This is a genomic window from Achromobacter sp. RT286_PF (assembly GCF_059760425.1).
This window is the reverse complement of sequence record NZ_JCBAMR010000001.1, coordinates 293,241-318,156: the sequence shown is the minus strand read 5'-3', so window position 1 is coordinate 318,156 and position 24,916 is coordinate 293,241. Positions and strand designations below refer to the sequence as shown.

At 63.9% G+C, this 24,916-nt stretch carries 25 protein-coding genes and 1 pseudogene; 13 read left to right on the top strand and 13 right to left on the bottom strand.

Annotated features, from left to right (window positions below):
- The first annotated feature begins 137 nt into the window (after window positions 1-137).
- Both AC6LJY_RS01460 and AC6LJY_RS01455 read left to right on the top strand, forming a co-directional pair.
- The gene (locus AC6LJY_RS01460) at window positions 138-1,274 is read left to right on the top strand and encodes a C45 family autoproteolytic acyltransferase/hydrolase (RefSeq protein WP_120154203.1); all 1,137 of its coding nucleotides are present in this window, start codon (window positions 138-140) and stop codon (window positions 1,272-1,274) included.
- A 35-nt stretch (window positions 1,275-1,309) separates the two neighbouring features.
- Window positions 1,310-2,880, top strand: a pseudogene (locus tag AC6LJY_RS01455) (ABC transporter substrate-binding protein).
- Between the two features lie 100 nt (window positions 2,881-2,980).
- Here the strand turns inward: AC6LJY_RS01455 and AC6LJY_RS01450 are convergent.
- From AC6LJY_RS01450 to AC6LJY_RS01425, 6 genes are all read right to left on the bottom strand, one after another.
- Window positions 2,981-4,543, bottom strand: a complete 1,563-nt coding sequence (locus AC6LJY_RS01450) for an ABC transporter substrate-binding protein (protein WP_498135123.1) — start codon at window positions 4,541-4,543, stop codon at window positions 2,981-2,983.
- A gap of 202 nt (window positions 4,544-4,745) precedes the next feature.
- On the bottom strand, window positions 4,746-5,366 hold the full coding sequence (locus tag AC6LJY_RS01445) for a GntR family transcriptional regulator (protein WP_046802519.1): 621 nt from the start codon (window positions 5,364-5,366) through the stop codon (window positions 4,746-4,748).
- Window positions 5,367-5,449: 83 nt separating this feature from the next.
- Window positions 5,450-7,105 (bottom strand): dipeptide ABC transporter ATP-binding protein, encoded by a 1,656-nt coding sequence (locus AC6LJY_RS01440; protein WP_314362311.1) that lies wholly within the window; start codon window positions 7,103-7,105, stop codon window positions 5,450-5,452.
- Window positions 7,102-7,938, bottom strand: coding sequence for an ABC transporter permease (locus AC6LJY_RS01435; protein WP_104142938.1), 837 nt, complete (start codon window positions 7,936-7,938; stop codon window positions 7,102-7,104). The genes AC6LJY_RS01440 and AC6LJY_RS01435 overlap by 4 nt, the downstream gene beginning before the upstream one ends.
- Window positions 7,935-8,879, bottom strand: a complete 945-nt coding sequence (locus AC6LJY_RS01430; protein ID WP_104142936.1) for an ABC transporter permease — start codon at window positions 8,877-8,879, stop codon at window positions 7,935-7,937. Before AC6LJY_RS01430 ends, AC6LJY_RS01435 begins: the two co-directional genes overlap by 4 nt.
- Before the next feature lie 61 nt (window positions 8,880-8,940).
- A complete protein-coding gene (locus AC6LJY_RS01425; RefSeq protein WP_219991842.1) occupies window positions 8,941-9,810 on the bottom strand; it encodes an alpha/beta hydrolase family protein in 870 nt (289 codons plus the stop codon).
- 173 nt (window positions 9,811-9,983) lie between these two features.
- Here AC6LJY_RS01425 and AC6LJY_RS01420 point away from each other — a divergent pair, with 173 nt between their 5' ends.
- The gene (locus AC6LJY_RS01420) at window positions 9,984-10,163 is read left to right on the top strand and encodes a hypothetical protein (protein ID WP_498135122.1); all 180 of its coding nucleotides are present in this window, start codon (window positions 9,984-9,986) and stop codon (window positions 10,161-10,163) included.
- Here the strand turns inward: AC6LJY_RS01420 and AC6LJY_RS01415 are convergent.
- The 3 genes from AC6LJY_RS01415 to AC6LJY_RS01405 all read right to left on the bottom strand — a co-directional run bounded on the left by AC6LJY_RS01415 (window position 10,150) and on the right by AC6LJY_RS01405 (window position 11,682).
- Window positions 10,150-11,067 carry a DUF808 domain-containing protein gene (locus AC6LJY_RS01415; protein ID WP_498135121.1) on the bottom strand — a complete coding sequence of 306 codons (918 nt, stop codon included), beginning with the start codon at window positions 11,065-11,067 and terminating at the stop codon, window positions 10,150-10,152. The two genes, AC6LJY_RS01420 and AC6LJY_RS01415, sit on opposite strands and share 14 nt — an antisense overlap.
- A gap of 113 nt (window positions 11,068-11,180) precedes the next feature.
- Window positions 11,181-11,438, bottom strand: coding sequence for a hypothetical protein (locus AC6LJY_RS01410; protein WP_046802513.1), 258 nt, complete (start codon window positions 11,436-11,438; stop codon window positions 11,181-11,183).
- A 40-nt stretch (window positions 11,439-11,478) separates the two neighbouring features.
- On the bottom strand, window positions 11,479-11,682 hold the full coding sequence (locus tag AC6LJY_RS01405) for a cold-shock protein (RefSeq protein WP_006217928.1): 204 nt from the start codon (window positions 11,680-11,682) through the stop codon (window positions 11,479-11,481).
- 478 nt (window positions 11,683-12,160) lie between these two features.
- Here AC6LJY_RS01405 and AC6LJY_RS01400 point away from each other — a divergent pair, with 478 nt between their 5' ends.
- The gene (locus AC6LJY_RS01400) at window positions 12,161-12,607 is read left to right on the top strand and encodes a hypothetical protein (RefSeq protein ID WP_319306207.1); all 447 of its coding nucleotides are present in this window, start codon (window positions 12,161-12,163) and stop codon (window positions 12,605-12,607) included.
- Between the two features lie 38 nt (window positions 12,608-12,645).
- Here AC6LJY_RS01400 and AC6LJY_RS01395 read toward each other — a convergent pair whose 3' ends face one another.
- The gene (locus tag AC6LJY_RS01395; protein ID WP_104142932.1) at window positions 12,646-12,987 is read right to left on the bottom strand and encodes a hypothetical protein; all 342 of its coding nucleotides are present in this window, start codon (window positions 12,985-12,987) and stop codon (window positions 12,646-12,648) included.
- A 119-nt stretch (window positions 12,988-13,106) separates the two neighbouring features.
- Here AC6LJY_RS01395 and AC6LJY_RS01390 point away from each other — a divergent pair, with 119 nt between their 5' ends.
- Window positions 13,107-13,289 carry a type II toxin-antitoxin system HicA family toxin gene (locus AC6LJY_RS01390; protein WP_498135120.1) on the top strand — a complete coding sequence of 61 codons (183 nt, stop codon included), beginning with the start codon at window positions 13,107-13,109 and terminating at the stop codon, window positions 13,287-13,289.
- 59 nt (window positions 13,290-13,348) lie between these two features.
- Complete coding sequence (locus AC6LJY_RS01385; RefSeq protein ID WP_104142930.1) at window positions 13,349-13,741, top strand: type II toxin-antitoxin system HicB family antitoxin; 393 nt, start codon at window positions 13,349-13,351, stop codon at window positions 13,739-13,741.
- Between the two features lie 72 nt (window positions 13,742-13,813).
- Here AC6LJY_RS01385 and AC6LJY_RS01380 read toward each other — a convergent pair whose 3' ends face one another.
- Window positions 13,814-14,554 carry an SDR family oxidoreductase gene (locus AC6LJY_RS01380; RefSeq protein WP_104142929.1) on the bottom strand — a complete coding sequence of 247 codons (741 nt, stop codon included), beginning with the start codon at window positions 14,552-14,554 and terminating at the stop codon, window positions 13,814-13,816.
- 36 nt (window positions 14,555-14,590) lie between these two features.
- Complete coding sequence (locus AC6LJY_RS01375; RefSeq protein ID WP_314365290.1) at window positions 14,591-15,979, bottom strand: CitMHS family transporter; 1,389 nt, start codon at window positions 15,977-15,979, stop codon at window positions 14,591-14,593.
- A 142-nt stretch (window positions 15,980-16,121) separates the two neighbouring features.
- On the opposite strand from AC6LJY_RS01375, the gene AC6LJY_RS01370 reads away from it, so the two are divergent.
- From AC6LJY_RS01370 to AC6LJY_RS01340, 7 genes are all read left to right on the top strand, one after another.
- On the top strand, window positions 16,122-16,826 hold the full coding sequence (locus AC6LJY_RS01370) for a response regulator transcription factor (RefSeq protein ID WP_046802507.1): 705 nt from the start codon (window positions 16,122-16,124) through the stop codon (window positions 16,824-16,826).
- A gap of 2 nt (window positions 16,827-16,828) precedes the next feature.
- Window positions 16,829-18,352, top strand: coding sequence for a sensor histidine kinase N-terminal domain-containing protein (locus AC6LJY_RS01365; RefSeq protein WP_498135119.1), 1,524 nt, complete (start codon window positions 16,829-16,831; stop codon window positions 18,350-18,352).
- Window positions 18,345-19,442 (top strand): ABC transporter substrate-binding protein, encoded by a 1,098-nt coding sequence (locus AC6LJY_RS01360; protein WP_498135118.1) that lies wholly within the window; start codon window positions 18,345-18,347, stop codon window positions 19,440-19,442. Before AC6LJY_RS01365 ends, AC6LJY_RS01360 begins: the two co-directional genes overlap by 8 nt.
- Window positions 19,443-19,780: 338 nt before the next feature.
- Window positions 19,781-20,866 carry a helix-turn-helix domain-containing protein gene (locus AC6LJY_RS01355; RefSeq protein ID WP_104142922.1) on the top strand — a complete coding sequence of 362 codons (1,086 nt, stop codon included), beginning with the start codon at window positions 19,781-19,783 and terminating at the stop codon, window positions 20,864-20,866.
- A gap of 141 nt (window positions 20,867-21,007) precedes the next feature.
- Window positions 21,008-21,328, top strand: a complete 321-nt coding sequence (locus tag AC6LJY_RS01350) for a DUF4148 domain-containing protein (protein ID WP_498135117.1) — start codon at window positions 21,008-21,010, stop codon at window positions 21,326-21,328.
- Window positions 21,329-21,513: 185 nt separating this feature from the next.
- Complete coding sequence (locus tag AC6LJY_RS01345; RefSeq protein WP_498135116.1) at window positions 21,514-22,584, top strand: YjgN family protein; 1,071 nt, start codon at window positions 21,514-21,516, stop codon at window positions 22,582-22,584.
- A complete protein-coding gene (locus tag AC6LJY_RS01340) occupies window positions 22,475-23,635 on the top strand; it encodes a M48 family metallopeptidase (RefSeq protein WP_498135115.1) in 1,161 nt (386 codons plus the stop codon). The genes AC6LJY_RS01345 and AC6LJY_RS01340 overlap by 110 nt, the downstream gene beginning before the upstream one ends.
- A 3-nt stretch (window positions 23,636-23,638) precedes the next feature.
- On the opposite strand, the gene AC6LJY_RS01335 is transcribed toward AC6LJY_RS01340, so the two are convergent.
- Complete coding sequence (locus AC6LJY_RS01335) at window positions 23,639-24,694, bottom strand: hypothetical protein (RefSeq protein WP_314365265.1); 1,056 nt, start codon at window positions 24,692-24,694, stop codon at window positions 23,639-23,641.
- Window positions 24,695-24,916 lie beyond the last annotated feature (222 nt).

The window sequence follows — 24,916 nt, the reverse complement described above, 5'->3', positions numbered from 1 at the left end:
GGCGTGCTTCGCCCGCATTGGGTAAACCCTGAGCAATATTGGCGCCAAAATAAGCTAACATTTTCGCAGCTTGGTTCCCTGCCTTTTTCCCCTTCCACCTCCCCGACCCCACGGCGCGCGGCGCCGCCTCCCCGTCCATGACCCAGATTTCCCAATTTCCTTTCGTATCGGTTTCCGGCACTCCCGAGGCCCGCGGCCGTTCCTACGGCCAGCAAGCTGCCGCGCGCGTGCGCAAAAGCGCCGCCATGTATGGCCAGACGCTGGTCGACCTGGGCTACGACGCCATGGCGCGCACCGAGCTGATCGCCCATTTCGCGCGCGAGATCGAAGCCTTTGCGCCGCACTATCTGGAAGAGATGCGCGGCATCGCCGCGGGCGCCGACGTGCCCTTCGAAGACATCGTGATGGTCAACGCACGCACGGAAGTGGTGGCCAAGGCGCGCGCCGAAAAGAAGAAGGCGGCCGAACTGGAACCCGGCGACGGCTGCACCGGCGCGCTGATCCTGCCGACGCGTTCGGCCAACGGCAACCTGATCCATGGGCAGAATTGGGACTGGCGCGCGGAATGCGCCGAAACGGCCATCGTGCTGCGCGTGCGCAGCGACAACGGCCCGGACATCCTGACGTTCGTCGAAGCCGGTGGCCTGGCCCGCAGCGGCTTGAACAGCGCGGGCGTATCCATTACCGCCAACTATCTGGAGTCCGACCGCGACTTCCGCCAACTGGGCGTGCCGCTGTCGCTGATTCGTCGCAAGGTGCTGGAGCAGCAGCATTTCGCGCTGGCGATCAAGGCCGTGGCCACAACCGCCAAGTCCTGCTCGAACAACATCATGCTGGGCATGGCGGCAGGGTTTGGCGTGGACTACGAATGCACCACCGATGAAGCCTTTCCCATCTATCCGGGCAGCGACGACCTGATCGTGCACGCCAACCACTGGGTCAGCGAAGTGGCCTTGTCCAAGCTGCGCGACACCGGCCGCGCCAGCACGCCCGAAAGCGCGTACCGCGACTGGCGCGTACGCCGCCTGCTGAACGAGAAAACGGACTTGACGCGCGAGGACCTCAAGCGCGCGCTGTTCGATGATTTTGGCGCGCCCTATTCCGTGTGCCGCCCGCCGCGCCCCGGCAGCCACGACAATCTTTCCGCCACGGTCGCCATGGTGGTCATGGAGCCGGCCGTCGGCCTGATGGAAGTGGCGCCCCTGCCCGCGCTGAATCGCACGTTTACGCGCTATAGCCTGACCGCCGAACCCGAACTGCTGGCCGCCGCCTGATCCTTGGCGCGCCGGCGCAACCGAAGGAAGTTCCAATGAAAAACCCCAATCTTGGCGCCGCGGTTGCGCTGGCGCTTGCCGGGCTGTCCGGCGCCGCCGGCCCCGTCAGCGCGCAGCCCGCCCCGCCGCTGCGCATTTCGATGACCGCCGACATCCGTTCCACCGAACCCGGCGTCAACCGCGACAGCAACAGCGACGCGGTCGTCATGCATATTGTTGAAGGGCTGGTGGCCTATGGCGAAGATGCCGAGGTGCGTCCGCTGCTGGCCAAATCGGTGGACATCAGCCCCGACGGCAAGACCTACACATTTACCTTGCGCGATGGCGTGACGTTTCACAACGGCAAGCCGATGACATCGGCCGACGTGCTCTGGAGCTGGCAGCACTACACCGCCGCGAATTCCGGCTGGCGCTGCGCCAGCGAATTCGATGGGCGCGGCAGCGTCAAGGTCACCCGCGTCGAGGCGCCCGATGCGCGCACCGTCGTCTATCACCTGGACAAGCCCACCAGCCTGTTCCTGGCATCGCTGGCGCGCATCGACTGCGGCGGCACCGGCATACTTTCGCGAGATTCAGTGGGCGCGGACGGCGCCTGGATCAAACCCATCGGCACCGGCCCTTTCGAGCTGGCCGAGTGGAAGCGCGGCGAATACATCCGCCTGACCAGGTTCGCCGGCTACGCCAACCTGGACGGCAAGCGCGACGGCTACACCGGGTCCAAGCGCCCCCTGGTGGACGAAGTGCGCTTCATGATCGTGCCCGACGACTCCACCGCAAAAGCCGCCTTGCAACGCGGCAATATCGACATCATTGAAGACGTCTCCAACAACGACGTGCCGGTGCTGCAAAACACGCCGAACGTAAAGGTGGCCTACGCCCCGGTGATGAGCATGACGGCGCTGTTGTTGCAGACCAAAGACCCGGTGCTGGCCAACCCCAAGTTACGCCTCGCGCTGGCCCATGCCATCGACTACAGCAGCTGGCGGCCGCCGTTACCGAAGGCCTGGCGCAGCCCAACAATTCCATCGTGCCGCTGGTGTCGCCTTACTACGATGCCGCGCAAAAGCAGGGGTGGGACTACGACCCGGCGCGGGCGGCAAAGCTGTTGCAAGAGGCCGGCTACAAGGGGCAGCCGCTGACGATCCTGACCACCAAGCGCTATCCGCAGTCGTATAACTCGGCCGTGATCGTGCAGGCGATGCTGCAAGCCGTGGGCATCAACGCGCAGTTGTCCGTTGTTGAATGGGCCACGCAGCTGGACCGCTATAACGCGGGCACCTACCAGATGATGACGTTCCCGTATTCGGCGCGCCTGGATGCGGCGTTGAACTACGAGATGGTGACGGGCGACAAGGCCAAGCAGCCGCGCAAAGTGTGGGACAACGCTGACGCCCTGAAGCTGGTGGAAGCCGCCTCGGTGGATTCCGACCGGGCCAAGCGACAGGCTTCATTTGATCAGCTGCACAAGCTGTTCCTGGCCGATGTGCCCAGCATCCCGCTCTACAACGGGCTGGACATCGGCGCGTTTCGCAGCAACATCAAGGGCTACCAGCCTTGGGCGGTGAAAAAGCCGCGCGCGTGGGAAGTCGAACGCGTCGGACCGTAACGCTACGCAGGGATGGGGCAGCGCAGCAAGGCCGTAGCGCCGCGCCGCCTCCCCGTTATCAGGGGCCTTCGCCCTTAATGGGCGCCGGCCCCTGCCCCGCTTACTTGGCGCCGACCACCTTGGTCTCCCAGGCGCGCGGCTTGCCTTCCCATACCGAGAAGCCCTCGACGCGCTTATTCGTTGCCCACGCGTCGGCGCCGTTATACAGCATCAGCATCGGCGTCTGTTCCAGCATCAACGCATGCAGCTGATCGAACAGCGCCTGCCGCTTGGCCGGGTCGGACTCCAGAAAACTTTCGTCGATCAACTTCTGCGCCGCCGGGTCATCCCAGACCTTGCGCGGCTGCCTGGTCTTGTCGCCCGAGAACTGCTCGAAGCTTAACGAGGGGTCCAACCGCGACGAAAACGAGAACGAGCTGATCTGGTATTTGCCGGTGTTGTAGCGGTCCAGCTGCGTCGCCCATTCCAGCACTTCGATCTTGGCGTTGATACCCACCGACTGCATCATCGCCTGCGCGATCACCGCCACCTGGTAGCTGGGCACGTGGGCGCGCTTGTTGGCATAGATCACCACCGGCTCGCCCTTGTAGCCCGCTTCCTTCAGCAGCTGCTGCGCCCGCGCCGGGTCGTACTTGTAGCCCTTCTTCTCGGCGTCCTTGTAGTAGGCCGAGCCCGCGTAGACCGCGGAATTGTTCAATTGGCCCAGCCCTTCCGACGCGGCCGCCACCACCTGCGGAATGTCCAGCGAAGCGGCAATCGCCTGCCGCATCTTCACGTTCTTGAGCACCGGGTCCTGCGTCTGGAACAACAACACGTGCTTGACGGCGTCATGCGGGCTGAACGCGGTCAGCGTCTTCACGCTTTTCAGTTCGCCGACGTCGGTGTTGGTGATCTGGCTGGCGTCAATGGCGCCGGACATCAGCCCGGCCTTGGACGTGGACGGGTCCGGCACCACCAGGAACTTCACCTCGTCCACCAGCGGGCGCTTTGATCCCACGTACCCATCCGGCTTCTCGCCCGAGGGCGACACGTAGTCCTTGAACGCGGTCAGCAGCGTGTATTCGCCGCGCTTCCATTCCTTGAACATGTACGGGCCGGTGCCGATCGGCTTGACCCACGAGCCGTCCGCCGCCACCGAGTCCCTGGAAATAATGGCGGTCATGCCGCAGTCCGTGCGCGCCAGGGAATCCAGGAACACCGCCGACTTGCGGTCCACCTTCATCACCACGGTCTTCGCATCCGGCGCGGTTACGTCGGTGACCTTCAGGCCATTGCGGCCGTCGAAGTCGCTGCGGCAGCGCCAGTCCGTCTTGGCATCCATGTAGCGCTGCCAGCTCCACAGCACATCCGCCGAGGTCAGCGGGGCGCCGTTATGGAATTTGACGCCGTCGCGCAATGTGAACGTATAGGTCAACCCGTCCGGCGACAAATCGACCGATTTGGCCAGCAATGGGCCAACGGTGCCGTCTTCGCGGTAGCCGACCAGCCCTTCAACAATATTGAGCACCACGCCGTCGGTCGTGTTGTCGCGGTTGACGCCCGGATTGGTCGAGCGGATGTCGGCCGGTTGCGCGATGGTCAGCACGGCGGCGTGGACCGGAACGGCGGTGGCGGCAAGCGCCAGGGACAGCGCGAGCGCTCTGGGTACGAAATGGTGGTGCATGCAGAAGACTCCCCGGCGTGCGGCGCAGATGTCACGCGTATTTTTGGCGCCAAAATAATCTGCTAATTATGGCGGCTCTGGCTTGTGCCGCCATACGGGGTATCCCTGAAGCAAAGCCACGGGCAAAAAAAATGGCGGCCCCTTCGCATAAAGGGCCGCCGCGATTCACGCCGCCGCAAGCAAATAGTTCAGCAGACAGCGATCAAGAAATATCCTGCCCGACGTGCTGCGAGATGATTTTCTGCAACCGCTTCACATCGCGCGCTTCCAGCGCATCCACCATGTCGAAGTGTTCACGCGCCGAGATTTCGATGCGCGATCGCGTCACCCATTCCTTGGCCGGCGCAGCGGGGCCACGCGCCCGCGTGTCCTGGATCAACGCGGCCAGTTCGCGATTGCGGCACATGTCGTACATGGCCGCGTGAAATGCCAGGTTGACCTCGTACTGTTCCAACAAGGTGCCGTCTTGCAGCAGCTTGGCGAAACGTTCGGCCAGCGCGCGCAGCGCGCGTACCTTGGCGGCGGTGACGTTCGGCATCAAGTCCGCAGCCGCGCCGCTTTCCAGCAGTATGCGGATATCGCGGATCTGGTGATGCACGTCCGGGTCCATCGCGTAGACGTGATAGCCCCGATTCGGGATGTGCGCAATCAGCCGCTTGGCAGCCAATTGGTCCAGCGCCCGCCGTACGTCCAAACGCTTGGCGTCATAGCGCTCTTGCAGGTCGATCTGTTTCAACCAGGCGCCAGGACCATACACGCCCGACTGAATATCATGGGCAATACGGTCGACCAGGCCGGGTTGCGTCGCTGCCGTTTTCGGCATGGACCACTCCCGTCTATCAATTCCAAAGCGCGTATTTTAGGCGTAAGTCCTTGCAGGGAAAGCGGGGAGTTCCCCGCCCGCCATCAGGCGATGGCACGCATGGGTTCCTGCCCGTCCAGACGCCACCGCAGCCGCACGCCGCCGCTTTCGGTTGACTCCAGGGCGGGAATGGCTTGCAACAGGCTGCGCGTGTAGTCCTCTTGCGGGCGGTCGAAGACCGCGTCGCGCGAGCCTTGCTCCACAATCGCCCCGTTGCGCATGACCACCACGCGGTCCGCCACCTGTTCCACCACGCCCAGGTCGTGGCTGATGAACAGACACGAAAACCCGTGGCGTTCCTGCAAATCGGCAAACAGGTCCAGCACCTGCGCACGCACCGTCACGTCCAGCGCCGACACGGGCTCATCGGCAATCACGAACGCCGGCCGGCGCACGATAGCGCGGGCAATGGCCACGCGCTGGCGCTGGCCGCCCGACATTTCGTGCGGAAAGCGCTTGGCGTATTCCGACCCCAGGCCCACTTCGGCCAGCACCTCGTCCACGCGGCGGCGCTTGTCCGCCGCCGACAGGTCGCCCACCATGCGCAGGCCCTCGCCCACCAGCTGGCCGATGGTCATGCGCGGGTCCAGCGACGAATACGGGTCCTGGAAGACCATCTGGCAGTTCAGGCGATAGTCGCGCCATGCCGCCGAGCGGCGATCCACCGGCTGGTTGCGAAACAGGATCTGGCCGGACGTAGGCGCAAGCAGCCCGGCAATGGCGCGGCCCAAGGTGGTCTTGCCCGAGCCCGATCCGCCCACCACGGCCACCACTTCGCGCGGCTTGACATGCAGGTCGATGCCGTCCAGCGCGCGCTTGGCGCCGGTGCGCGAGAACAGGCGCTGATGGCCCGCGTAGTCCACCACCAGGTTCCTGACTTCAACAATGGGCGCTTCCTGCGTCAGCTTGCGGGCCGGCAGGCGGCGCGGCATGGCGTCCAGCAACTTGCGCGTATAGGGGTGCCGCGGGCGTTCCAGGATGCTCGCGGTCGTGCCGGCTTCCAGCACTTTGCCGTGCTGCATGACAACCATGCGTTCGGTGTAGCGCGCCACCATCGGCAGGTCGTGGCTGATCATCAGCACCGCCGTGTTGTGTTCGCGGGTCAGGTCCACCATCAGTTCCAGCACGTCGCGCTGCACCACGGCGTCCAGCGCGGTGGTGGGCTCGTCGGCAATCAGCAGCGCCGGCTCCAGCAACATTACCGAGGCCAGCATCATGCGCTGGCGCATGCCGCCGGAAAACTCGTGCGGCCAAGCGTCCATCGCCCCTTTCGGGTCGCCGATGCCCACGCGGCGCAGCATTTCAAGAATACGCTCGCGGCGTTGCGCGGGCGACATCGCGCGGCGATGCAGTTTCAAGCCTTCGTCCAGTTGCCGGCCGATGGGCATGGACGGGTTCAGCGACGTCATGGGTTCCTGGAACACCATGCCGATGCGGGCGCCGCGCAGCTTGCGCAGCACTGCCGCCTCGGCCTGGGTGACATCCACGCCTTCGAACAGGATGGCGCCGCCCGCTACCACCAGCGGCGCGGGCGTCAGGCCCATGATGGCGCGCGCGGCTTGCGTCTTGCCGCTGCCCGACTCGCCCACGATGCCGACCATTTCGCCCGGGGCAACGTCAAACGACACCCCGCTGACGATCTCGCGGCCGCCCTGCCCGACGGTCAGCGTCAGGTTCGATACGGATACCAGTGCGCTCATTGCACGCCCCTCATGCGGGGGTCGAGACGGTCTCGCACCGCGTCGCCCAACAGGTTGATGCCCAGCAGCGCCAGCGCGATGGCCAGACCGGGAAGAATGGACAGATAGGACGCCTGCGCCATGAACGGGCGCGCGGCGGCCAGCATATTGCCCCAGGTGGGCGCAGGCGGCGGCACCCCCAGGCCCAGGAAGGACAGCGCGCTTTCGGCCAGGATCACCCAGCCGAACATCGACGTGGCCAGCACCGTCAGGGGCGCCACGCAGTTGGGCAGCACGTGTCGGAACATCGTGTAGAGCTCGGAATTGCCCAGCACGCGGGACGATTCGATGAACTCTTTTTCACGCAGCGACAACACCGTGCCGCGCACGATGCGCGTTACCGACGGCGTGTACGCCAGCCCCAGCGCCAGGATGATGCCGTACTTGTTCGCGCCCACCACGGCCAGCAGCCCCAACGCCAGCAACAGGCCGGGAAAGGCCAGCAGCGCATTGTTGAAGGCCATGATGATGCGGTCGGTCCAGCCGCGCACAAAGCCGGTCAACGTGCCGATGGCGGTGCCCACGACGATGGCGAAGGTCACCGTCAACAGGCTGATCCACACACTGCTTGATGCGCCGGCCAACAAGCGCGAAAGCTCGTCGCGGCCGAACTCGTCGGTGCCCAGCAGGAAGTCGCCACCGGGCGGCTTCAGGCGCGAGATGAAGTTGATCTTCAGCGGGTCATGCGGCGTCCAGAAAGTGCCCATCAGCGCCGCGACGATCATCGCCCCGACGATCAGGCCACCCAGGAGCGCGTTGGCGGGAATTCGCCTTTTCGGAATTCGCGTTTTCATTCGGCGGTTACTCTCGGGTCGAAGATGGGATAGCACAGGTCGATCAGCAGGTTCACCACCACGTAGACCACGCCCACGAACAACAAACAGCCCTGGATGACGGGGTAGTCGCGCGCAAAGATGGAATCGACCAGCAGGCGTCCCAACCCGGGGATGGTGAACACGGTTTCCACCACGGCGATGCCGCCCAGCAGATTGCCCAGCACCAGGCCGATCAGCGTCCAGGTCGGGCCGAACGCGTTGCGAAACGCGTGGCGCATCAGCACGGCGGATTCGGACAGCCCCTTGGCGCGCGCGTGGGTGATGTAATCCAGCCGCAGCACTTCCAGCGTGCTGGCGCGCGCCATGCGCATCAGCACACCGATCTCGTGCAGGAACAAGGTCAGGATCGGCATGGCCAGGTACAGCAGACCGGCCTTCCAGTCTTCCCCGATCGACACATAGCCCACCACGGGCAGCCACTGCAATTTCAGGCCGAAGAAGATCAACAGCAGCAGGCCGAGCCAGAACGTCGGGATCGACACCAGCAGCGTGGCCGAGCCCACCAGGAACAGGTCGGGCCATTTGTTCTGCTTCCAGGCGGCGATCATGCCGGCCGGCACCGCGACCAGTGCGGCGAACACCACGGCCACCAGCACCACGCGGCCGCTGATCAGGAAGCGGTCCCACACCAGCGCCAGCACGGGCTGGCCGGTGTTGATGGACGCCCCCAGGTCACCGTGCAGCATGTTGCCGAACCAGATGCCGAACTGGGTCAGCCAGGTCTGGTCCAGGCCCAGCCGCGCCCGCAGGTCCGCCAGCGCGGCCGGCGTTGCCAGGTCGCCCAGCAGTAGTTGGGCGGGGTCGCCCGGGATCAGCCGGATCATCACGAATACCGCCACCGCCACGATCAGCAGGGTCGGCACAGCCATGACAATTCGGGATAGCGCGAAACGCAGCATGGCCCTCTCCTATTCCTGGACGCGACGGCGCGGGCAGCCAAGGCGCCCGGCTTGCGCGATTTCAGTTTTCTGCATTGCGCCGCTTGCGCAGCGCGCGCGCCAGAAAGTCCTGCACGTGGCCGACACACTTCAGGCCGTCGTGCGGCACGTTGTCCACCAGGTCCAACACGGCTTTCACTCCGGCCGATTCGAATGAGCGGCGCAGCGATTCCAACCGTTCGGGGCGCGTCTTGCCGGCGTCGTTGGCGCCGGCCATGAAGAACTTGCCCCCTTCGCGGTGCGTGATTTCCCACGTTTCCAGGTCCGCCTTGCCGACAATCATGTGCACCGCCACCTGCTTGAGCGCTTCGATGTCCACACCCTTGCCAAAGCGCGTCTCGGCATCGCGCACGCCCACCCACCAGTCCTGGCTGGGGTCCAGCAGCGTCACCGAGCCCGGTGCGCCAATCGACACGGCCCACAGGCGTTCGGGATGCAGGTAGGCAAAGCGGTTCACGAATTGGCCGCCGCCGGAATAGCCGAACAGGCCGAACTTGTCGAAGCGCAAGCCGAACTTCTCGCCCACTTCGGCCACCATGTCCAACAGGATCTGGTCGTAGCGGATGTCGCCTTCACGCAGTTGCTTGAAGCCGTCGCGGTTACCGTCGCCCAGCGGTCCCACCGGAAATAACGGGCACAGCACGATGCAGTCGTTCCAGCGGGCGAACTCCGAGAAGGCGTCGCGGTATTCCACAAAGGCGCGGCCCGTACCGTGCATGATGACGACGAGTTCCATGGGGTGCCTGGCCGTGTCGATATGCGGCGGCACGTACATGCAATAGGAAAAACGCGGGTCGGTGCGCGCGGCGAACACCGTGCTGTGGCCCAGGTCGTAGATGGCCCGAGCCATGGCGGCGTCGGGAGTCAGAGCGATAGCTGCGTTGGACTGCATGATTTCCTCATCTCCATGGCCGTTACACGCGGGCGCATGGTGGCTGCCAGATCGAAATAATGATCACATAAATTGGCGCCAATTTTAGGAGGATGCGGTTCAAGGCAACAAGGCAGGGGATTCCCTAGGCTTGGGAGATGCCGCGCGGGTTTGCAATCCCGGCGATCGCGCGGGTGGCGATCGCGCGACTGGCGACTGGCGACTGGCGGCTGGCGGCTGGCGGCTGGCGGCTGGCGGCTGGCGGCTGGCGGCTGGCGGGTGGCGGGTGGCACGTGGCGGGTGGCGCGTGGCGGCAGCGCGGGCGCCACCCGCGCGGCACGCTGCCTTCGCCGCGTCAGGTCAGTGCTTTTTGAAGATCCGCTTGACGGCGGTGACCACGCCCAGCACCACGGCGCCGGCCACCACGCCAAACAGTGCGTTCAGCACGGTGGACGTCAGCGCCTGCACCATGGCGCCCCCGCCGACAGCGGCCGCGGCGTGTTCGACGGCCGCGTGCACGGGGGGAATGCCGTGCGTGAGAATGGCGCCGCCCACCATGAACATGGCCGCGGTGCCTACCACCGACAAGGTCTTCATCAGATACGGCGCCGCGCCGACGATGCCGCGCCCCAGCCATGCCACGGCTTGCGCGCGCTTTTGGCTCAGGTGCAGGCCCAGGTCGTCGAGCTTGACGATGCCGGCCACCAGGCCATAGACGCCTATCGTCATGGCGATGGCAATGATCGACAACACGGCCACCTGGCGCGTGAAGTCGGCGCCGGCCACCGCGCCCAGGCTGATCACGATGATTTCCGCCGACAGGATGAAGTCGGTTCGCACCGCGCCCCTGATCTTGCTGCGTTCGAACGCCACCATATCCACCGACTCGTCCTGCAAGGCCTGGGCACGCGCGGCGTGGCTGCCTTCGTCGGACTCGTCATGCGGCAGAAACTTGTGCGCCAGTTTTTCAACGCCCTCAAAGCAGAGAAATGCGCCACCCAGCATCAGCAGCGGCGTCACCAACCACGGCACGAACGCGCTGATCAGCAGCGCCGACGGCACCAGGATCAGCTTGTTGATGAACGATCCCTTGGCCACTGCCCACACCACAGGCAGTTCCCGGTTGACCGGCACGCCGGTTACTTGCTGAGCGTTCAGCGCCAGGTCGTCGCCCAGCACGCCGGCGGTTTTCTTGGCCGCCACCTTGGTCATCACCGACACGTCATCCAGAATGGTGGCGATGTCATCGAACAATGCGAAGAAACTGCTACCGGCCATCAAGCATCCCCTGTGCTTTTTAGGTGTTCAGAGTTTACAGGCGGCCGTACAAATGAAAAGGCCGCCCATTGGGGCGGCCGGTCGGCAAGCGGGCAGCGTCGCACTGCGGGGAATCAAGATGGCCGGGCATGGGCGTCAACGACAAGCCGTCCGTGGTTGATCGCCGCATCCACCGCCATGCCGGGGCTGGATACAAACCCGCCCGATTCAAACAGCGGTACTGCGTGATGTTCGTTGAGCTGGTCGCGGTCAGCGGCCAATTCAACTGCCACGGTAGCCGTAAATGCCGGGCTGCCGGTGCCGCCAACGACGATCCGCGACACGTTCGCGGTAAGCCGATAGCCCTTGTAAACCATATTATTGTGAAACATATAACCCCCTAATTGGAAAAAAGGCCCAATGGGCCTTTATTCACAGAGCGCGGATTTGAGTGGCGTGGGGGCCCTTGGCGCCCTGTGCGGTCACGTAGCTGACGCGCTGGTTTTCGACCAGCACTTTGTGTCCGTCGCTCACGATTTCCGAGAAGTGTGCAAATAAATCCTTGCCGCCGTTCTCGGGCATGATGAAGCCAAATCCTTTTGCGTCGTTAAACCACTTCACGATTCCGGTTTCCATAATCTCATTCCTTTAAATGCGGGCACTGCCCGCGAAGATGAGCCTATCAAGGAAAGGACAGCGAACAATGTAGCGCCACGTGGGCAGCAAGACCGGACGAAAATCACGATGCTCGAAAAGCTTCAATCCCACTATGGGTGCAGCGGTCGGCAAAGTCAATTAGCGTTTCCAATTACTGGATTCATCCCGCGCGCGTTGAATAATGCTCGATTAACGACAAAATGATGCCAACGGTTAGCCGCGTATTAAGCGGCTTTTTCCCCCATGGGCACATCGGCAAATACGCGTGAACGATAAAGCGCGTATGCTCGCGCCATGGTGCTTTGAACGTGCGTTGCCTCGCCGTATCGCCATACAGGAGTATGGCCTTGCGTCATCATTGCCCGCGCACCGCGCACATTTGCTCGCCTGCGGAATTTTCCGCGTGCAAAATCGCCACCGGCTCAGCTCGCACAATTGTGCGAATCGTGAATCCCGCGTGAGCGCCATCAAAAAGTCGATCGCCCGATTCGCCAACGCCTTCGTCAAGCTGCTTCCGTCCGCGCCGCCGCCCCGGGGCAACCCTCCGCAGCGCGACGGCCAGCGCAATGTGGCTCGCGACCATGCCGCGGTGTCCTCGCCGTGGCGCATCTACCGGATCTATGCACGCCCCGGGCATCTGCTGATGCGCAATGAACAAGGCCGCATTCTTGATCTGGGCGTCATGAAGGGCGAAGAGCCCAACCTGACTTACCGCCTGTTCGCGCGCGACCTGCAAGGCAAGGGTTTCGCCACGCGCACGCTGCTGCTGGACGACATCGCGCGCCGCATCGAAGCCGGCGAAGTCAGCACGGAACTCTTGGACCTGTCCGACTGGGACCAGCCACTGGGCGCCGACCTGGACCGAGGCACCCACACCGACGTGTCGATGAAGTTGGGCCGCTAGGCCGCCAGGCCGGCACGCGCCCTGCCCGGCGCGCCCGCTTATTTCTTCAGCTGCGCTTCGACGCACATATTGATGACGCCGTTGACCAGCTTTTCGATGCGGTCACGCTCGGGACCTTTTTCGTCCGTGACCAGCATGCGGTCATACGCGGTGTAGTCCTTGATCGGCACCGACTTCTGCAAACCGTCCAGCACGCAGCTGCAATACGTTGCCGAACGCGCGTCCACATCCGGCAGCGCCCCGGCGCTTTTCTTAAAGCCTTCCACGCACGAGCTATAGGTCACAAGGCGTATGCCTTCGGGGTACTCGTTCTTCTTGCCACAACCGGCAAACCCGGCCAATACCACAACCCCCGCCACTGCCCACCCCATACGCCGCATGAACCGCCCCTGTTGAACTATTGAACGGCGTGCATTTTGGCATAGGGCTGTCATTACACCAGGACCTGTTTGTCCCAGTTGGCGGCCTTTTCAACTTTCCGATGTGTATGGTACACATCATGGACAGCCGCGAAATCATCAGACAGCTCCGCCTGGCGGGTTGGGTCTACCGCAACGCGAGAGGCTCGCATCACATTTATGTCCACCCGCAAAAACCCGGACATATCAGCGTGCCCCATCCGAAAAAGGATTTGGGAATCGGCTTGGTCGCCAAGCTGCTGACGCAGGCAGGACTGAAGTAGACCGCTCGCGGCGCTACGGCTGGCGCCTTTGGTTTCTTCAAGGTTTACCAAGGAAACTCATGAAATACCCCATCGCCATAGAGCCCGGCAGCGACACGCAAGCGTGGGGCGTGGTCGTACCGGATCTGCCTGGCTGCTATTCCGCATCCGACACGGGCATTGACGATGCCATCGAAAATGCCAAAGAAGCGATAGCGCTCTGGATCGAAACAGCGCTGGACACTGGCGCCGCCGTGCCACCGCCAGGAAGCATCGCGGCTCATCAAGCCAATCCGGAATTCGCCGGGTGGGTCTGGGCCATAGTCGACATCGACCCCGCCGTGATGGACGACACGATCGAACGCGTCAATATCACGCTGCCGCGCCGCATCCTGGCCAGAATCGATGCGAAGGCGCGCGCCGCCGGCGAAAGCCGATCGGGCTACATCGCGCAGCTGGCCTTGACGCACTAAGCCCGGTCACGCCCGGGCCAGACTTGCAAGCTGGCCCGACCGGGGCTGTCCGGCGCGCGGGCCAACGTCAACTCAACTCATATAAACGCCGCCGTTGATGGCGTAGTTGGCGCCCGTTACGAAGGCGGCCTCGTCCGAGGCCAGCCAGGCGCACAGGCCCGCCAGGTCCTGCGCGGTGCCAAGCCGGCCGACGGGCACGCTTTCGATGATGCGGTCCAGCAGCGCCGGCGGAAATGCCTTGACGGTGTCGTCGGCGATGAAGCCGGGCGACACCAGGTTTACCGTCACGCCGCGCGCCGCCACTTCCTGGGCCAGCGATCGCGTGAAGCCGATCACCGCGCCTTTGGCGGTGGCAGTGTTGATTTGCCCGATCTGGCCTTTTTCCGCGGCGACCGAGCCGATGTTGATGACGCGCCCCCAGCCCCGGTCCGCCATGCTGTCGACCACCTGCTTGGTGCTGTTGAACAGCGTGTCCAGGTTGCTGCGCAAAACGGCTGCCCAGTCGGCATAGCTCATCTGGCGAAAGCGCATGTCCAGCATGGAGCCGGCGTTGTTGACCAGCACGTCGATCTCGCCGACTTCGCGCCGCACCTTGGCAAACGCCGCTTCGGTGGATGCCCAGTCCGTGGCGTCGCCCTCGGACGCCACGAAGTCATACCCCAGGGACTTCTGCTCTTTCAACCAGCTATCGCGGCGCGATGAACGCGGTCCGCAGCCGGCCACCACGCGGTGTCCGGCGCGATGCAGCGCCTGGCAGATCGCGGTACCCGTGTGGCCCATTCCGCTGGTGACATAAGCGATACGCAAAGCCATGACCTTCCTTTATCAACGTGCGGCGTGCGCCGCGAATCAGCCGACCGATCCCATCAACGGGAACAGGCCGAACGCCAGGGCGGCAGCCAGCATCACCATGCAGACCAGGGTGGCCCACTTCAACGCATAGCGCTGGTGATCGCCGAATTCCACGCCCGCCAGGCCCACCAGCAGGTAGGTGGACGGCACCAGCGGGCTAAGCAAATGCACCGGCTGACCAATGAGGGATGCGCGCGCCATTTCCACTGCCGAAATGCCATAGCCCTGCGCGGCTTCGCTCAGGATGGGCAGCACGCCGAAGTAGAAGGCATCGTTCGACATGAAAAACGTGAACGGCAGGCTGACCAGCGCGGTAATGCCCGCCAGATAGGGGCCCATCGCGTCCGGGATCACGGCCAGCAGGCTGCGGGACATGGCTTCCACCATGCCCGTGCCGGACAGGATCCCCGTGAAGATCCCCGCCGCGAAAATCAGCGACACCACCGACAGCACATTGCCCGCATGCTGCGCAACGCGGCGGCGCTGCTCGGCCAGGTTCGGATAGTTGATGATCAGCGCAATCGCAAACGCAATCATGAACAGCACCGGCAGCGGCAGGATGTTCATCACCAGGCTGACCATCAGCGCCAGCGTCAAGCCGGCATTCACCCACAGCAGCTTGGGGCGGCGCAGGTCGTGATCGACTTCGATCTCGGGCAGATTCTTGGGGCCGTCCTCGTCATAGCCGGCATGCAGCGAGGCGCCGTCCGGCAGCGACAGCACGCCCAGGCGGCGCCGTTCTTTCAGACCCAGGAAGAACGCCAGCATCAGCAGCGACACGATGGCCACGCCCATCACCGGCACCAGCGGAATGAAGATATCGCCCGCGTCCACGTGCAACGCGCTGGCGGCGCGCGCCGTCGGCCCGCCCCACGGCGTCAGGTTCATGATGCCGCTGGCCAGCATCGCCAGGCAGGTCATGGACAACGCGTTCATCTTCAGGCGGCGGTACAGGGGCAACATCGACGCCACCACGATCATGTAGGTGGTCGAGCCGTCGCCGTCCAGCGAAATCACCAGCGCCAGCACCGTGGTGCCCACCACGATTTTCAACGGGTCGCCCTTCACGGCGCGCAGGATGCGGCCGACGATGGGGTCGAACAGCCCCGCATCGATCATCACCCCGAAGTACAGGATGGCAAACATCAGCATCACGCCGGTGGGCGCGATCTTGCGGATACCGTCCAGCATCATCTTGTCGATGCCGGCGCCAAAGCCGCCCAGCAACGCAAAAATAATAGGGACAAGGATAAGGGCGACCAACGGCGACAGGCGCTTGGTCATGATCAGCGTCATGAACGTGATCACCATGCCGAAGCCAAGCAGGGTCAGAAGCATGAGGGGGTATCTCCGACTAGTCGTTGTTATGTTTGACGCTGCCTCCAGCAAGGGAAGCAGGAGCCGAAGACTAGGAATAAAAGCTGTCTGGAACCTGTCGTTTTTGGAAATCCGGCGCCCTGTTTCAACCCGACGCCCGCCCCCCGCGAAGCCCGAAAATCGGTCGGCTCCGGGCAGCTACAATCGGCCGATGCGCATCCTGGTAATCGAAGACGACGAGGATCTGGCCGACGCCCTTGTCCGCCGGTTGCGCCGTCTTGGCCACGCCGTGGACCTGCAACGCGACGGGCTTAGCGCCGATGGCGTGCTGCAATACGAAACCTTCGATCTCGTCATCCTGGACATCGGCCTGCCGCGCATGTCGGGCTTTGACATCCTGCACCGGCTGCGCGACCGTGGCAGCAAGACGCCGGTATTGGCGTTGACCGCCCGCATCGACATCGAAGACCGGGTTCACGCCCTGGATACCGGCGCCGACGACTACCTGGCCAAGCCGTTTGATTTCCGCGAACTGGAAGCCCGCTGCCGTGCCCTGCTGCGCCGCCCCATTGCGCAGGCCACGGGTGTGCAGCGCTTTGGCGAGCTTGTCATCGACAGCGCCGCGCGCCACGTGTCGCTGGCCGGACAGCGCATCGACCTGCCCAAGCGCGAATACAGCCTGCTGGAGATCCTGTTGGCCGGGATGAACCGCGCCGTCAGCAAAACAGAAATCGCCAACAAGCTGTTCGCCTTCGATGACGATGCGGCGCCCAACGCCATCGAGGTCTACATCGCCCGCCTGCGCCGCAAGCTGGAAGGGTCGCCGCTACGCATCGAAACGCAGCGCGGCACGGGTTACCTGCTGACCTCGACAACGCCGCCGGACAGCCCCTCGCCCAGCTCGCAGCAGGACTGACCGTGCAGCCTGGCCGCATTTCAGTCCGCCGCCGCCTGCTCGCCATGCTGCTGGGCTTGTTTGCCGTCGGCCTGGCCGCACTGTATCTGCTGGTGCGCGGCTACGCCCAGCAAACCGCCGACACCACTTACGATCAACTGCTGCGCGCCTCGGTCCTGTCCATGGCCGACAGCCTGCAACTGGTGCAGGGCGAATGGCAGATGGACATGCCCTATGCCGCCCTGGCCTTGCTGGAGCAGGCCCCGCGCGACCGGGTGTTCTATCGCGTTGCGACCGGCGCCGGGTCCCTGGTTTCCGGTTATGCCGACCTGCCCGCCGCGCCCGAGCGTACCGAGGCGGCCGATACACCGCAGTTGTACACGTCCCGCTACCAGGGCGAGCCCGTGCGCGTCGCGTGGATGGAACGCAAGATCGCCGGCCCGCGCAACGCCGAGGCCGCCGTGATTCAGGTGGCGCAAACGCGCGAAGCGCGCAACGCATTGGCCGACAGCATCTTGTGGCAGGGCACGCTGGCGCTGATCGGGTTCACCGGTGCGGCGCTGGCGCTGGCCTATTGGGGGCTACGGCGTTCCCTGTCGCCCATCCAGCGCATCGAACGGGAACTGGCCGCGCGCAGCGCGTCCGACCTGCATCCCATCGCGGCGCCCGTGCCCGAAGAACTGGACACGCTGGTGCAATCGCTGGACGGCTTCATGGCGCGCCTGTCCGACAACCTGGACACGCTGCGCCTGTTCATCGCCGAAGCCGCACACCAGCTGCGCACGCCGCTTGCCGCGCTACACGCCCAAATGGAAGTGGCACTGGACGAAGAAGACCCAGGCGAGCAACGCCGCAGCCTGCTGGCGGTGCTGCGCAACGCCGAAAAGCTGTCGCGGCTGGTCAACCAGCTGCTTAGCGACGCCAGCGTCATCCACCGCAGCAACGTCAAGCAGTTCCAGCCCGTGGACCTGGCCGAGCTGCTGCGCCAAGCGACTTACGACACCGTGCCGCAAGCCGATCCCATTCCCGATGTGCGCCTGCACCTGCCTGCCGCCGGCGCAAGCCCGGCACCACGCGTCCCGGGCGACAGCCTGATGCTGCGCGAAGCCTTCAAGAACCTGATCGACAACGCGCTGCGCCACGGATCGGTTGGCAAGGGGGATGCCGGCGTAGCGCGGGGCGAGGAGGGGGACGGGAGCATCGACGTATCCAAAGACGGCCGCATCGAAGGGCGCATAGAAAGCCGCATCGAAGGCCGCATCGAAGACTCCGCCCACGACCACATCGACATCACGCTGGACCAACATGGCAGCGGCTGGCGCGTCACCGTTGCCGACCACGGGCCGGGCATCCCACCCGCCCTGGCCAACACCGCTTTCGAACGTTTCGCCCGCGGCCCCAACCCCCGCACGCCCGGCGCGGGGCTGGGCCTGTCCATCGTCAAACGCGTCGTCGACATCCATCAGGGCACGCTAAGCCTCAGCAACCGCGTGGGCGGCGGCCTGGAGGCGGTGATCGTCTTGCCGGCGGAGCGTCGCGATGCGTAACGCACGCGCCTGGCACTGCGCAAAAAGCCTGTTTAGCGCGGCCGCCCTGCTGCTGCTCTGCGGGGCTCATGCCGCCACGCAGGCCGCCGAAGTCAGCCGCGACGGCCTTACGCTGGGGCCGGCCGACAGCAGGCAGGTGCTGGTGCTGCACGCGTCAAACAGCGTGCAGGTCTTCAAGGGCGTGCTGGAAGACTTCAGCCAGATGAACCCTGGCATCCGGCTGGAATACACCGAGCTATCCACGCAGCAGCTTTACCAGGACACGGTGGATCGCGCCAAAGAAGACGCCTTGACCAAGCGCGGCCCCGATCTGATCATCAGCAGCGCGATGGATTTGCAGACCAAGCTTGTGAACGACGGCTACGCCCAAGCCCATGTCTCGCCGCACACCCGCGCCCTGCCCGCCTGGGCGAACTGGCGCGACGAGGTGTTCAGCATTGGCACCGATCCCATCGTCATGGTCTACAACACCGACAAGCTGGATGCCGCGCGCGCACCGCACACGCGCCGCGAGCTGCTGTCCCTGTTGCAAGCGCCCGACCGGCCGTTGGCGCAAAGCATATCGACGTACGACGTGCAAGGCAGCGGCATCGGCTATCTGGCCGCCACGCAGGACACGCGGCTGGACAGCATGGCGGGCGCACTGCTGGCCGCGTTCGGCCGCAACGGCGTTACTACGCATCAGTCCACCGAAGACGCGCTGGACAAGCTGGAGCGCGGCGAGGTCACGCTGGCGTACAACCTGCTGGAATCCTATACGCGCCACCGCATCGACCAGGGCGCCAGGCTTGCCATCATCTACCCGCAGGACTACACGCTGATGCTGTCGCGGTCCGCCATCATTCCCAAACAGGCACCGCGCGGTGACCTGGGTGCGTTGCTGCTGGATTACCTGCTTTCGCCGCGGGGGCAGGAGATGCTGGCCAAGCAATCCGGCATGCGGCCCGTCAACGCGTCGGTCATCGCCGAAGCGGGCGTGCGGCCCATGGCGCTGGGCGTCGGGCTGCTGGTGTACCTGGATGCGCTGAAAAAACGCCACTTCCTGGATCTCTGGCGCGCGGCCATCCTCGCGCCCACCGACGCGCGCTGAACGCCTGGTGATGGAACTGACCCGGTGCGCTTGCACCGTTGGCGCGGGCATGCCGTCGCCACCGCCACGCAGGCACATGGAATTTGCCCACTATCGCAAATTCGCGAGCATAATTTCCGTTGGGGCCAACGGCATCCGCCTGCTTTCTCCAACGCCGTCCCCGCACTGATCCGGTTTCCGCCAGCGCATCGCCGCTGCGCGATGGCAAGGCAGCACCGTACCGGCTCCCGTAGCCGCGCCCGTTTTCGCACCTGTAGCCGCACCCGTAGCCGCGCCGCACAGCCGCCCCCTGGTGGTACGCAGCAACGCCTTTGCGATTCAGCCCCGTTGGAGACACCATGGTCGAGCATCAGCTAGCCTTCACGCGCGCGATGGACGCCGTACAACACCTGGCCGATCCCAATCCCCCCTGGCAGGACATTCTGCGCACCGCGCGCGATCTGGTAGGCGCGGACAGCGGCACATTGATCGTCTTTGACGCGCGCAACCATCTTTCAAACCTGTCCGCGATCGGTTTCTCGGACGCCTGCTTTGCCGACTACCAGGGGCACTACTACCGGCACGACGTGCTGGAGCGCGATTCGCGTCACGCCCCGGCCGGCACCTGGCTGGACACCGCGCGCATGTATAGCCGTTCGCAGCTGCAACGCACCGAGTTTTACGCCGACTTCATGCTCAAGCACCGCATGGCGCAAATCCTGTCGCTGATCGTCGAATCCAACGCCGTGCTGCACGCATCGATCGGGTTCCAGCGTTCCACGGTCGACCCCAAGGCCAGCGAACGCTTGCAGTCCGGCAATTTCGGCCAATATTTCCGCACCCTGCAAAGCCAGTTGGGCCAACGGGAAAAAGCGTTGTCCATTGGTTGGAAGTCGGTGGAAAGCGCGTTCTCGGAAGTCAACGAGGCGGTGCTGCTCATCAACCAGGACGGCATGGTGAACAAGATGTCGGCGCTTGCCCGGCAGCTGCTGGACGAGGCGCGCGGCTGGCGGGTCCAGGGCGGCAAGCTGCGCCACGCCGATTCCAAATGCCAGCGTCTGTTCGACGCCCACTGCGCCGCGGCGTTTCGCGATGGCCATTCCCGCTCGCTGGCCACCACCACGGGCTGGGGCGAATTTCATTGGATGGACATCAGCGTCGCGCCCGATTCATTGAGCCTGATCGGCGGCCGCCTGCTGCTGGCCCGGCTGCGCCGCAAAAGCGCGTTCGCCATGCCCGACGTCGACAAGCTGGAGTCCGTGTTCGGCATCACCCACGCCGAAGCCGCCGTGCTGGCGGGCCTGGCGGCCGGCCACAGCGTCGAAGAAATCGCCACGCTGCGCCAGTCGTCGGTGCTGACGGTGCGCAAGCAGGTCGCGTCCCTGCTCAACAAGATGGAATGCAGCCGGCAGGCGGAACTCGTCAGGCTGGCTTCACTGCTGTAACGCGCCCCGCCCGCCCGGTAGCCGTCCGGTCGGCCCGAGCAGGCGTAATCAATCTTGGGTATGCGGTGGGCACCCATGCGGCCCTACGATGAGTCCGAAGCCATGAGAGGGAGGGGTCGCTCTCGTTATTAAGGATTCATCATGAAGACGATTCATTTGTTAAGCGCCCTTGCCCCCACCGCCTTGATCGTGGCCACGCTGCTATCCGGCCCCGCCCACGCCCAGCAGACAGTTGCGCCCACCACCGCCACGCCGGGACCCAATATCGCCCTGACCCGCGACGACGTCATGCGGGACCTGGCCGCGTGGCGCGAATCCGGCGTCGAAAGAAACTGGAATAGCGACAACACGCCGGACATCAACAGCCCGGAATACATCGCCAGCTACAGGAAGTACGTGGACATGGTGCACCCGAGCAATGCCGTGCCGCCCATGCAGTCGCAGAGTACGGGCAAGTGGTAGGGCTCTTGACGGCTCTTGACGGCTCTTGACGGCACGGCCGCCGGTCGCCAGTCGCACGACACCGGCCCGGTGCCGTCGGCGCGCCGCCATCGATAGTTGAGCAATTTCAGAATCATCAGATGTACCCGGAGATTTTCGTTCGATAGGATCCGAGCCTTATCGGATTCCATCCCCCGGAGAACGCGATGATTCAGCATGGCCCGGTACCTGTCTTCCCAACGGACGGACCTGAGGTTAGTCCTTTGCACGCCCCCCCTGCCCTGCAGCCCATGCCTGTAGAGTTTCAGGGTACGGCTAGAGAGTTCTTTGGCATCTGGATCGTCAACCTCTTGTTAACGGTAGTCACCCTGGGCATCTGGTCTGCCTGGGCAAAAGTCCGCACCAAACGGTGGTTCCTCGGCAATACAAGCATCGACGGCCATGCTTTCGACTACCACGCCAGCCCATTGCAAATATTGCAAGGGCGCATCATTGCGTTCATCGTAATCGGCGTCATGAGCGCAATCAGCTACTTCGCCCCAAGTCTCTTCCCGGTACTTTGGCTGATCTGGATGATGGCAATGCCCGCCGCCATCAATGCCGGCCTGCGCTTTAACGCGCACATGACCTCATGGCGCAACGTCAGATTTGAATTCCAGGGCAGCTACGGCCGCGCGCTAGTGCTTTTCATGTTGATGCCCATCCTCGTCATGCTGTCTTTGGGGCTGCTGGCGCCGTTCTATTCGAAGATGCTGGGCAAGTATCTTTTTGAAGGCTATCGCTTTGGTGGCGCGCGGTTCACCACGCAACCCAAGGTATCCACGATGTACGGCGGCCTGATCCGTAGCGCGGTGCTGTTCTTCGTCGCCCTGATGCCTGGGCTGCTGGCAATCGTTCTTTGGGGGCCTGAGGGCCTTCCACTGGCTGCGATGGACCTTTATGTTGCGCTGTTTATTGCGTCGGTCCATTACGGCGTCTACGTGCGCAACGAGTTGCTTACGCAAACCACCATCGATGGCGGACACCGGCTACAGAGTCAGGTAGACCCGGCCGTCTATACCTGGATCGTCGCTTCCGGACTTGTCGCCACCGCCGCGTCGCTGACGCTGGCCTATCCCTGGGCGCGCGTGCGCCAACATCGTTATCTGATGAAATGCACCACCCTGCATGCCGCATCCGGCTTTGAAAATTTCGTTTCCGAGCAACGTGCTTCCCCAGACAGTTTCGGCGGAGAACTCAGCGAATTTGAAGGCTTCGGCAGCGTTGCATCGCTCTGAGCCATTCCTTTTGCATGGGCGGCTTTTTGCGGCAGGCGCATCCGCCTGCCGCATGGCTACGTTATCGGTACCCGAGCATGGGCCGGTCTGCCTGGACGACGGCGAAACGCGCCGCGATCTGCCCAAGAGTGCGCTAAGTTGGTCAAGCCGAATCGGCTCGACGTCGCGTCGCGCCACGCTACCCGACGGGTCCGTCTTCGAAACCAGCGACAACGATCAGGTCGACCGTCTGGTGCGCAGCCGTGGCGGTGCTTTTGTCATTCCGCTGTCCCGACTGGAACGCTTGCGCCCTGCACTGCTATCGCTCGTCGTGGTTGCCACGTTTGCTTTCTTCATCAGCCTGCGCTGGACGCTGCCGTGGCTTGGCGACACCGCCGCCGCGTTTCTGCCTCAGGCGGTCGAAGCGCATATCGGCGTGAACACCCTGAAAACCTTGGACCGCATAGCCTTCCACCCTTCTGAACTGCCGGCCCCGACACGGCACGCAGTTCTTGCCGTGTTCGACAAGTTGAAGACGCATGCCAACGCGCCGGAAAACCTTAGCTTGGCGTTTCGACGCGGCGGTTCGCTGGTGGGCGCCAACGTCCTCGCCCTGCCGGGCGGCCATGTGATTATCACGGACGAACTCGTCGCGCTCGCGGAGTCGCCCGAGGCGCTGGCGGGCGTCTTGGCCCACGAGATCGGCCACGTCGAACATCGGCATGGCGTCCGGCAATTAGGTCGCGTCATGGGCCTATCAGCCGTCGTCCTGTTAATGACGGGCGACGCCAGCAGCATGGCGAACGATGTCGGCGTGTTCGGCGCGGGCTTGCTTGAACTTTCGTTCTCGCGCGGCTTCGAACGGGAAGCTGACACGCGCGGCGTCGTGCTGATGCGGCAGGCCGGCAAAGACCCGGAATCATTGGCCGTTCTTCTGGAACGCCTGCAGGGTCTTACCGAGGCTGGCGACATGATTCCCGCATGGCTTTCATCGCACCCGTCAACCCCAGAGCGTGTCCAACGCATCCGGCAGCAGGCCGCGGAGCAAAACGTCGACCCAAGGCCGCGATGACGCTCAAGCCAGGTAAGACGCGACTTCTTCCGTCGTCAAATACCGCTTGAACGTCATCGACGGCGCTTGCGCGTCGTGAATGGCGCCGTTGAAGCCTGACCAGTTTCGCTTTGTGCCCTCGTCCGTTTCCAGTGCGATCAGCACGGGCCTGCCGTGCCGGGCCATGTTGTGACGCAAGGCCGCTTCGCCCCAGGCCCACAGCATGGGCTGAGTCAGTTCGCCGTTGGTGTAGGCGCCGGCTTGCAGCCATTGAAAATCCGCCGAGTCCCGGTCCATGTCTGGCTGACGAGCAGGAATGTCGCGTTTGACTTGCAGGGCTTGTGCATGCTCGCCAATCAGGATTTGCAGCAAGGTGAACGCGTGAAAGCTATTGTTGACGCCATGCGCTCGCGCCACGAATCCGGTTTTTGACGTGGGCAAGACCACCACAAGCTCGTCGACATAACTGATTTGCGACGCCAGCCACAAAAAATGCAGCTCTTCAAACGGAAAACTGTCGTTGGTCGTGGCCATGGGATGCAGCAGCGCCATCAGGCTGGTGTCCGCGATAAATGCTTCATGGTTGCGCTGACTGCGCATCAGCATCGCCATCATCGGCAGGACAAGCACGTCAACGGCCTGCTGCAAGGATTCCACTTCCCAACGCGTGTCCAACGGCACGGCGGCCAGCTCTGCCTGCGCGTCAACCCACGCCTTACGGTCGGCCTGGTCCACCTCTTCGTCGTCCTCTTCCACTTCCTGCGCGCAATAGGGCCGCAACGTGCGCAACCACTGGCGAAGCAGCGCATGCAGGCTGTCGAACAGAATGGCCGGATCGGCGCCATCCTCGACCATGGACCCGCATAGCAGGGCCAGGGCCGACGCCCGGTTCGGGTGCAGTTCGGGAAGAAGCGTGGCGCACGCCAACAGGTTCGCCGACGTGTAAGCCGGGTCCTGGCTCTGCGCATAGAAGGCGCGGACTTCGGAGTGGTCGAAGAACTGCTCCAGGGTGTCCAGGTCGTCGGCGGATTGGACAGGCACGGAAAGGACGCTGGCGAGATCGGCGAAAGGGGTCGGCATTGAAGGATGGCCGTTCAGAATTTGGGAAAGGAATTCGATTCCAAGCATAGCTTTAACGCGCAGCTTACTCGGCAGTTTAACGAGACGCATACCTGTCGATTCAAATTCCGCCCTGCAGCGCATGGGCGGCGGAATATGCCCACGGCTACGCCCAGGTAGCACACGTTATTTTTTGGAATAGAATTGTTTAATAATGTTTCGAGGCATCCGAACATCCCCGTT

Excerpts from the sequence above, each read along its gene's own strand:
- AC6LJY_RS01460 (WP_120154203.1), top strand. The coding sequence starts at position 138 with ATGACCCAGATTTCCCAATTTCCTTTCGTATCGGTTTCCGGCACTCCC.
- AC6LJY_RS01450 (WP_498135123.1), bottom strand. The coding sequence starts at position 4,543 with ATGCACCACCATTTCGTACCCAGAGCGCTCGCGCTGTCCCTGGCGCTT.
- AC6LJY_RS01445 (WP_046802519.1), bottom strand. The coding sequence starts at position 5,366 with ATGCCGAAAACGGCAGCGACGCAACCCGGCCTGGTCGACCGTATTGCC.
- AC6LJY_RS01440 (WP_314362311.1), bottom strand. The coding sequence starts at position 7,105 with ATGAGCGCACTGGTATCCGTATCGAACCTGACGCTGACCGTCGGGCAG.
- AC6LJY_RS01435 (WP_104142938.1), bottom strand. The coding sequence starts at position 7,938 with ATGAAAACGCGAATTCCGAAAAGGCGAATTCCCGCCAACGCGCTCCTG.
- AC6LJY_RS01430 (WP_104142936.1), bottom strand. The coding sequence starts at position 8,879 with ATGCTGCGTTTCGCGCTATCCCGAATTGTCATGGCTGTGCCGACCCTG.
- AC6LJY_RS01425 (WP_219991842.1), bottom strand. The coding sequence starts at position 9,810 with ATGCAGTCCAACGCAGCTATCGCTCTGACTCCCGACGCCGCCATGGCT.
- AC6LJY_RS01415 (WP_498135121.1), bottom strand. The coding sequence starts at position 11,067 with ATGGCCGGTAGCAGTTTCTTCGCATTGTTCGATGACATCGCCACCATT.
- AC6LJY_RS01410 (WP_046802513.1), bottom strand. The coding sequence starts at position 11,438 with ATGTTTCACAATAATATGGTTTACAAGGGCTATCGGCTTACCGCGAAC.
- AC6LJY_RS01405 (WP_006217928.1), bottom strand. The coding sequence starts at position 11,682 with ATGGAAACCGGAATCGTGAAGTGGTTTAACGACGCAAAAGGATTTGGC.
- AC6LJY_RS01395 (WP_104142932.1), bottom strand. The coding sequence starts at position 12,987 with ATGCGGCGTATGGGGTGGGCAGTGGCGGGGGTTGTGGTATTGGCCGGG.
- AC6LJY_RS01390 (WP_498135120.1), top strand. The coding sequence starts at position 13,107 with ATGGACAGCCGCGAAATCATCAGACAGCTCCGCCTGGCGGGTTGGGTC.
- AC6LJY_RS01385 (WP_104142930.1), top strand. The coding sequence starts at position 13,349 with ATGAAATACCCCATCGCCATAGAGCCCGGCAGCGACACGCAAGCGTGG.
- AC6LJY_RS01380 (WP_104142929.1), bottom strand. The coding sequence starts at position 14,554 with ATGGCTTTGCGTATCGCTTATGTCACCAGCGGAATGGGCCACACGGGT.
- AC6LJY_RS01370 (WP_046802507.1), top strand. The coding sequence starts at position 16,122 with ATGCGCATCCTGGTAATCGAAGACGACGAGGATCTGGCCGACGCCCTT.
- AC6LJY_RS01360 (WP_498135118.1), top strand. The coding sequence starts at position 18,345 with ATGCGTAACGCACGCGCCTGGCACTGCGCAAAAAGCCTGTTTAGCGCG.
- AC6LJY_RS01355 (WP_104142922.1), top strand. The coding sequence starts at position 19,781 with ATGGTCGAGCATCAGCTAGCCTTCACGCGCGCGATGGACGCCGTACAA.
- AC6LJY_RS01350 (WP_498135117.1), top strand. The coding sequence starts at position 21,008 with ATGAAGACGATTCATTTGTTAAGCGCCCTTGCCCCCACCGCCTTGATC.
- AC6LJY_RS01345 (WP_498135116.1), top strand. The coding sequence starts at position 21,514 with ATGATTCAGCATGGCCCGGTACCTGTCTTCCCAACGGACGGACCTGAG.
- AC6LJY_RS01340 (WP_498135115.1), top strand. The coding sequence starts at position 22,475 with ATGCCGCATCCGGCTTTGAAAATTTCGTTTCCGAGCAACGTGCTTCCC.
- AC6LJY_RS01335 (WP_314365265.1), bottom strand. The coding sequence starts at position 24,694 with ATGCCGACCCCTTTCGCCGATCTCGCCAGCGTCCTTTCCGTGCCTGTC.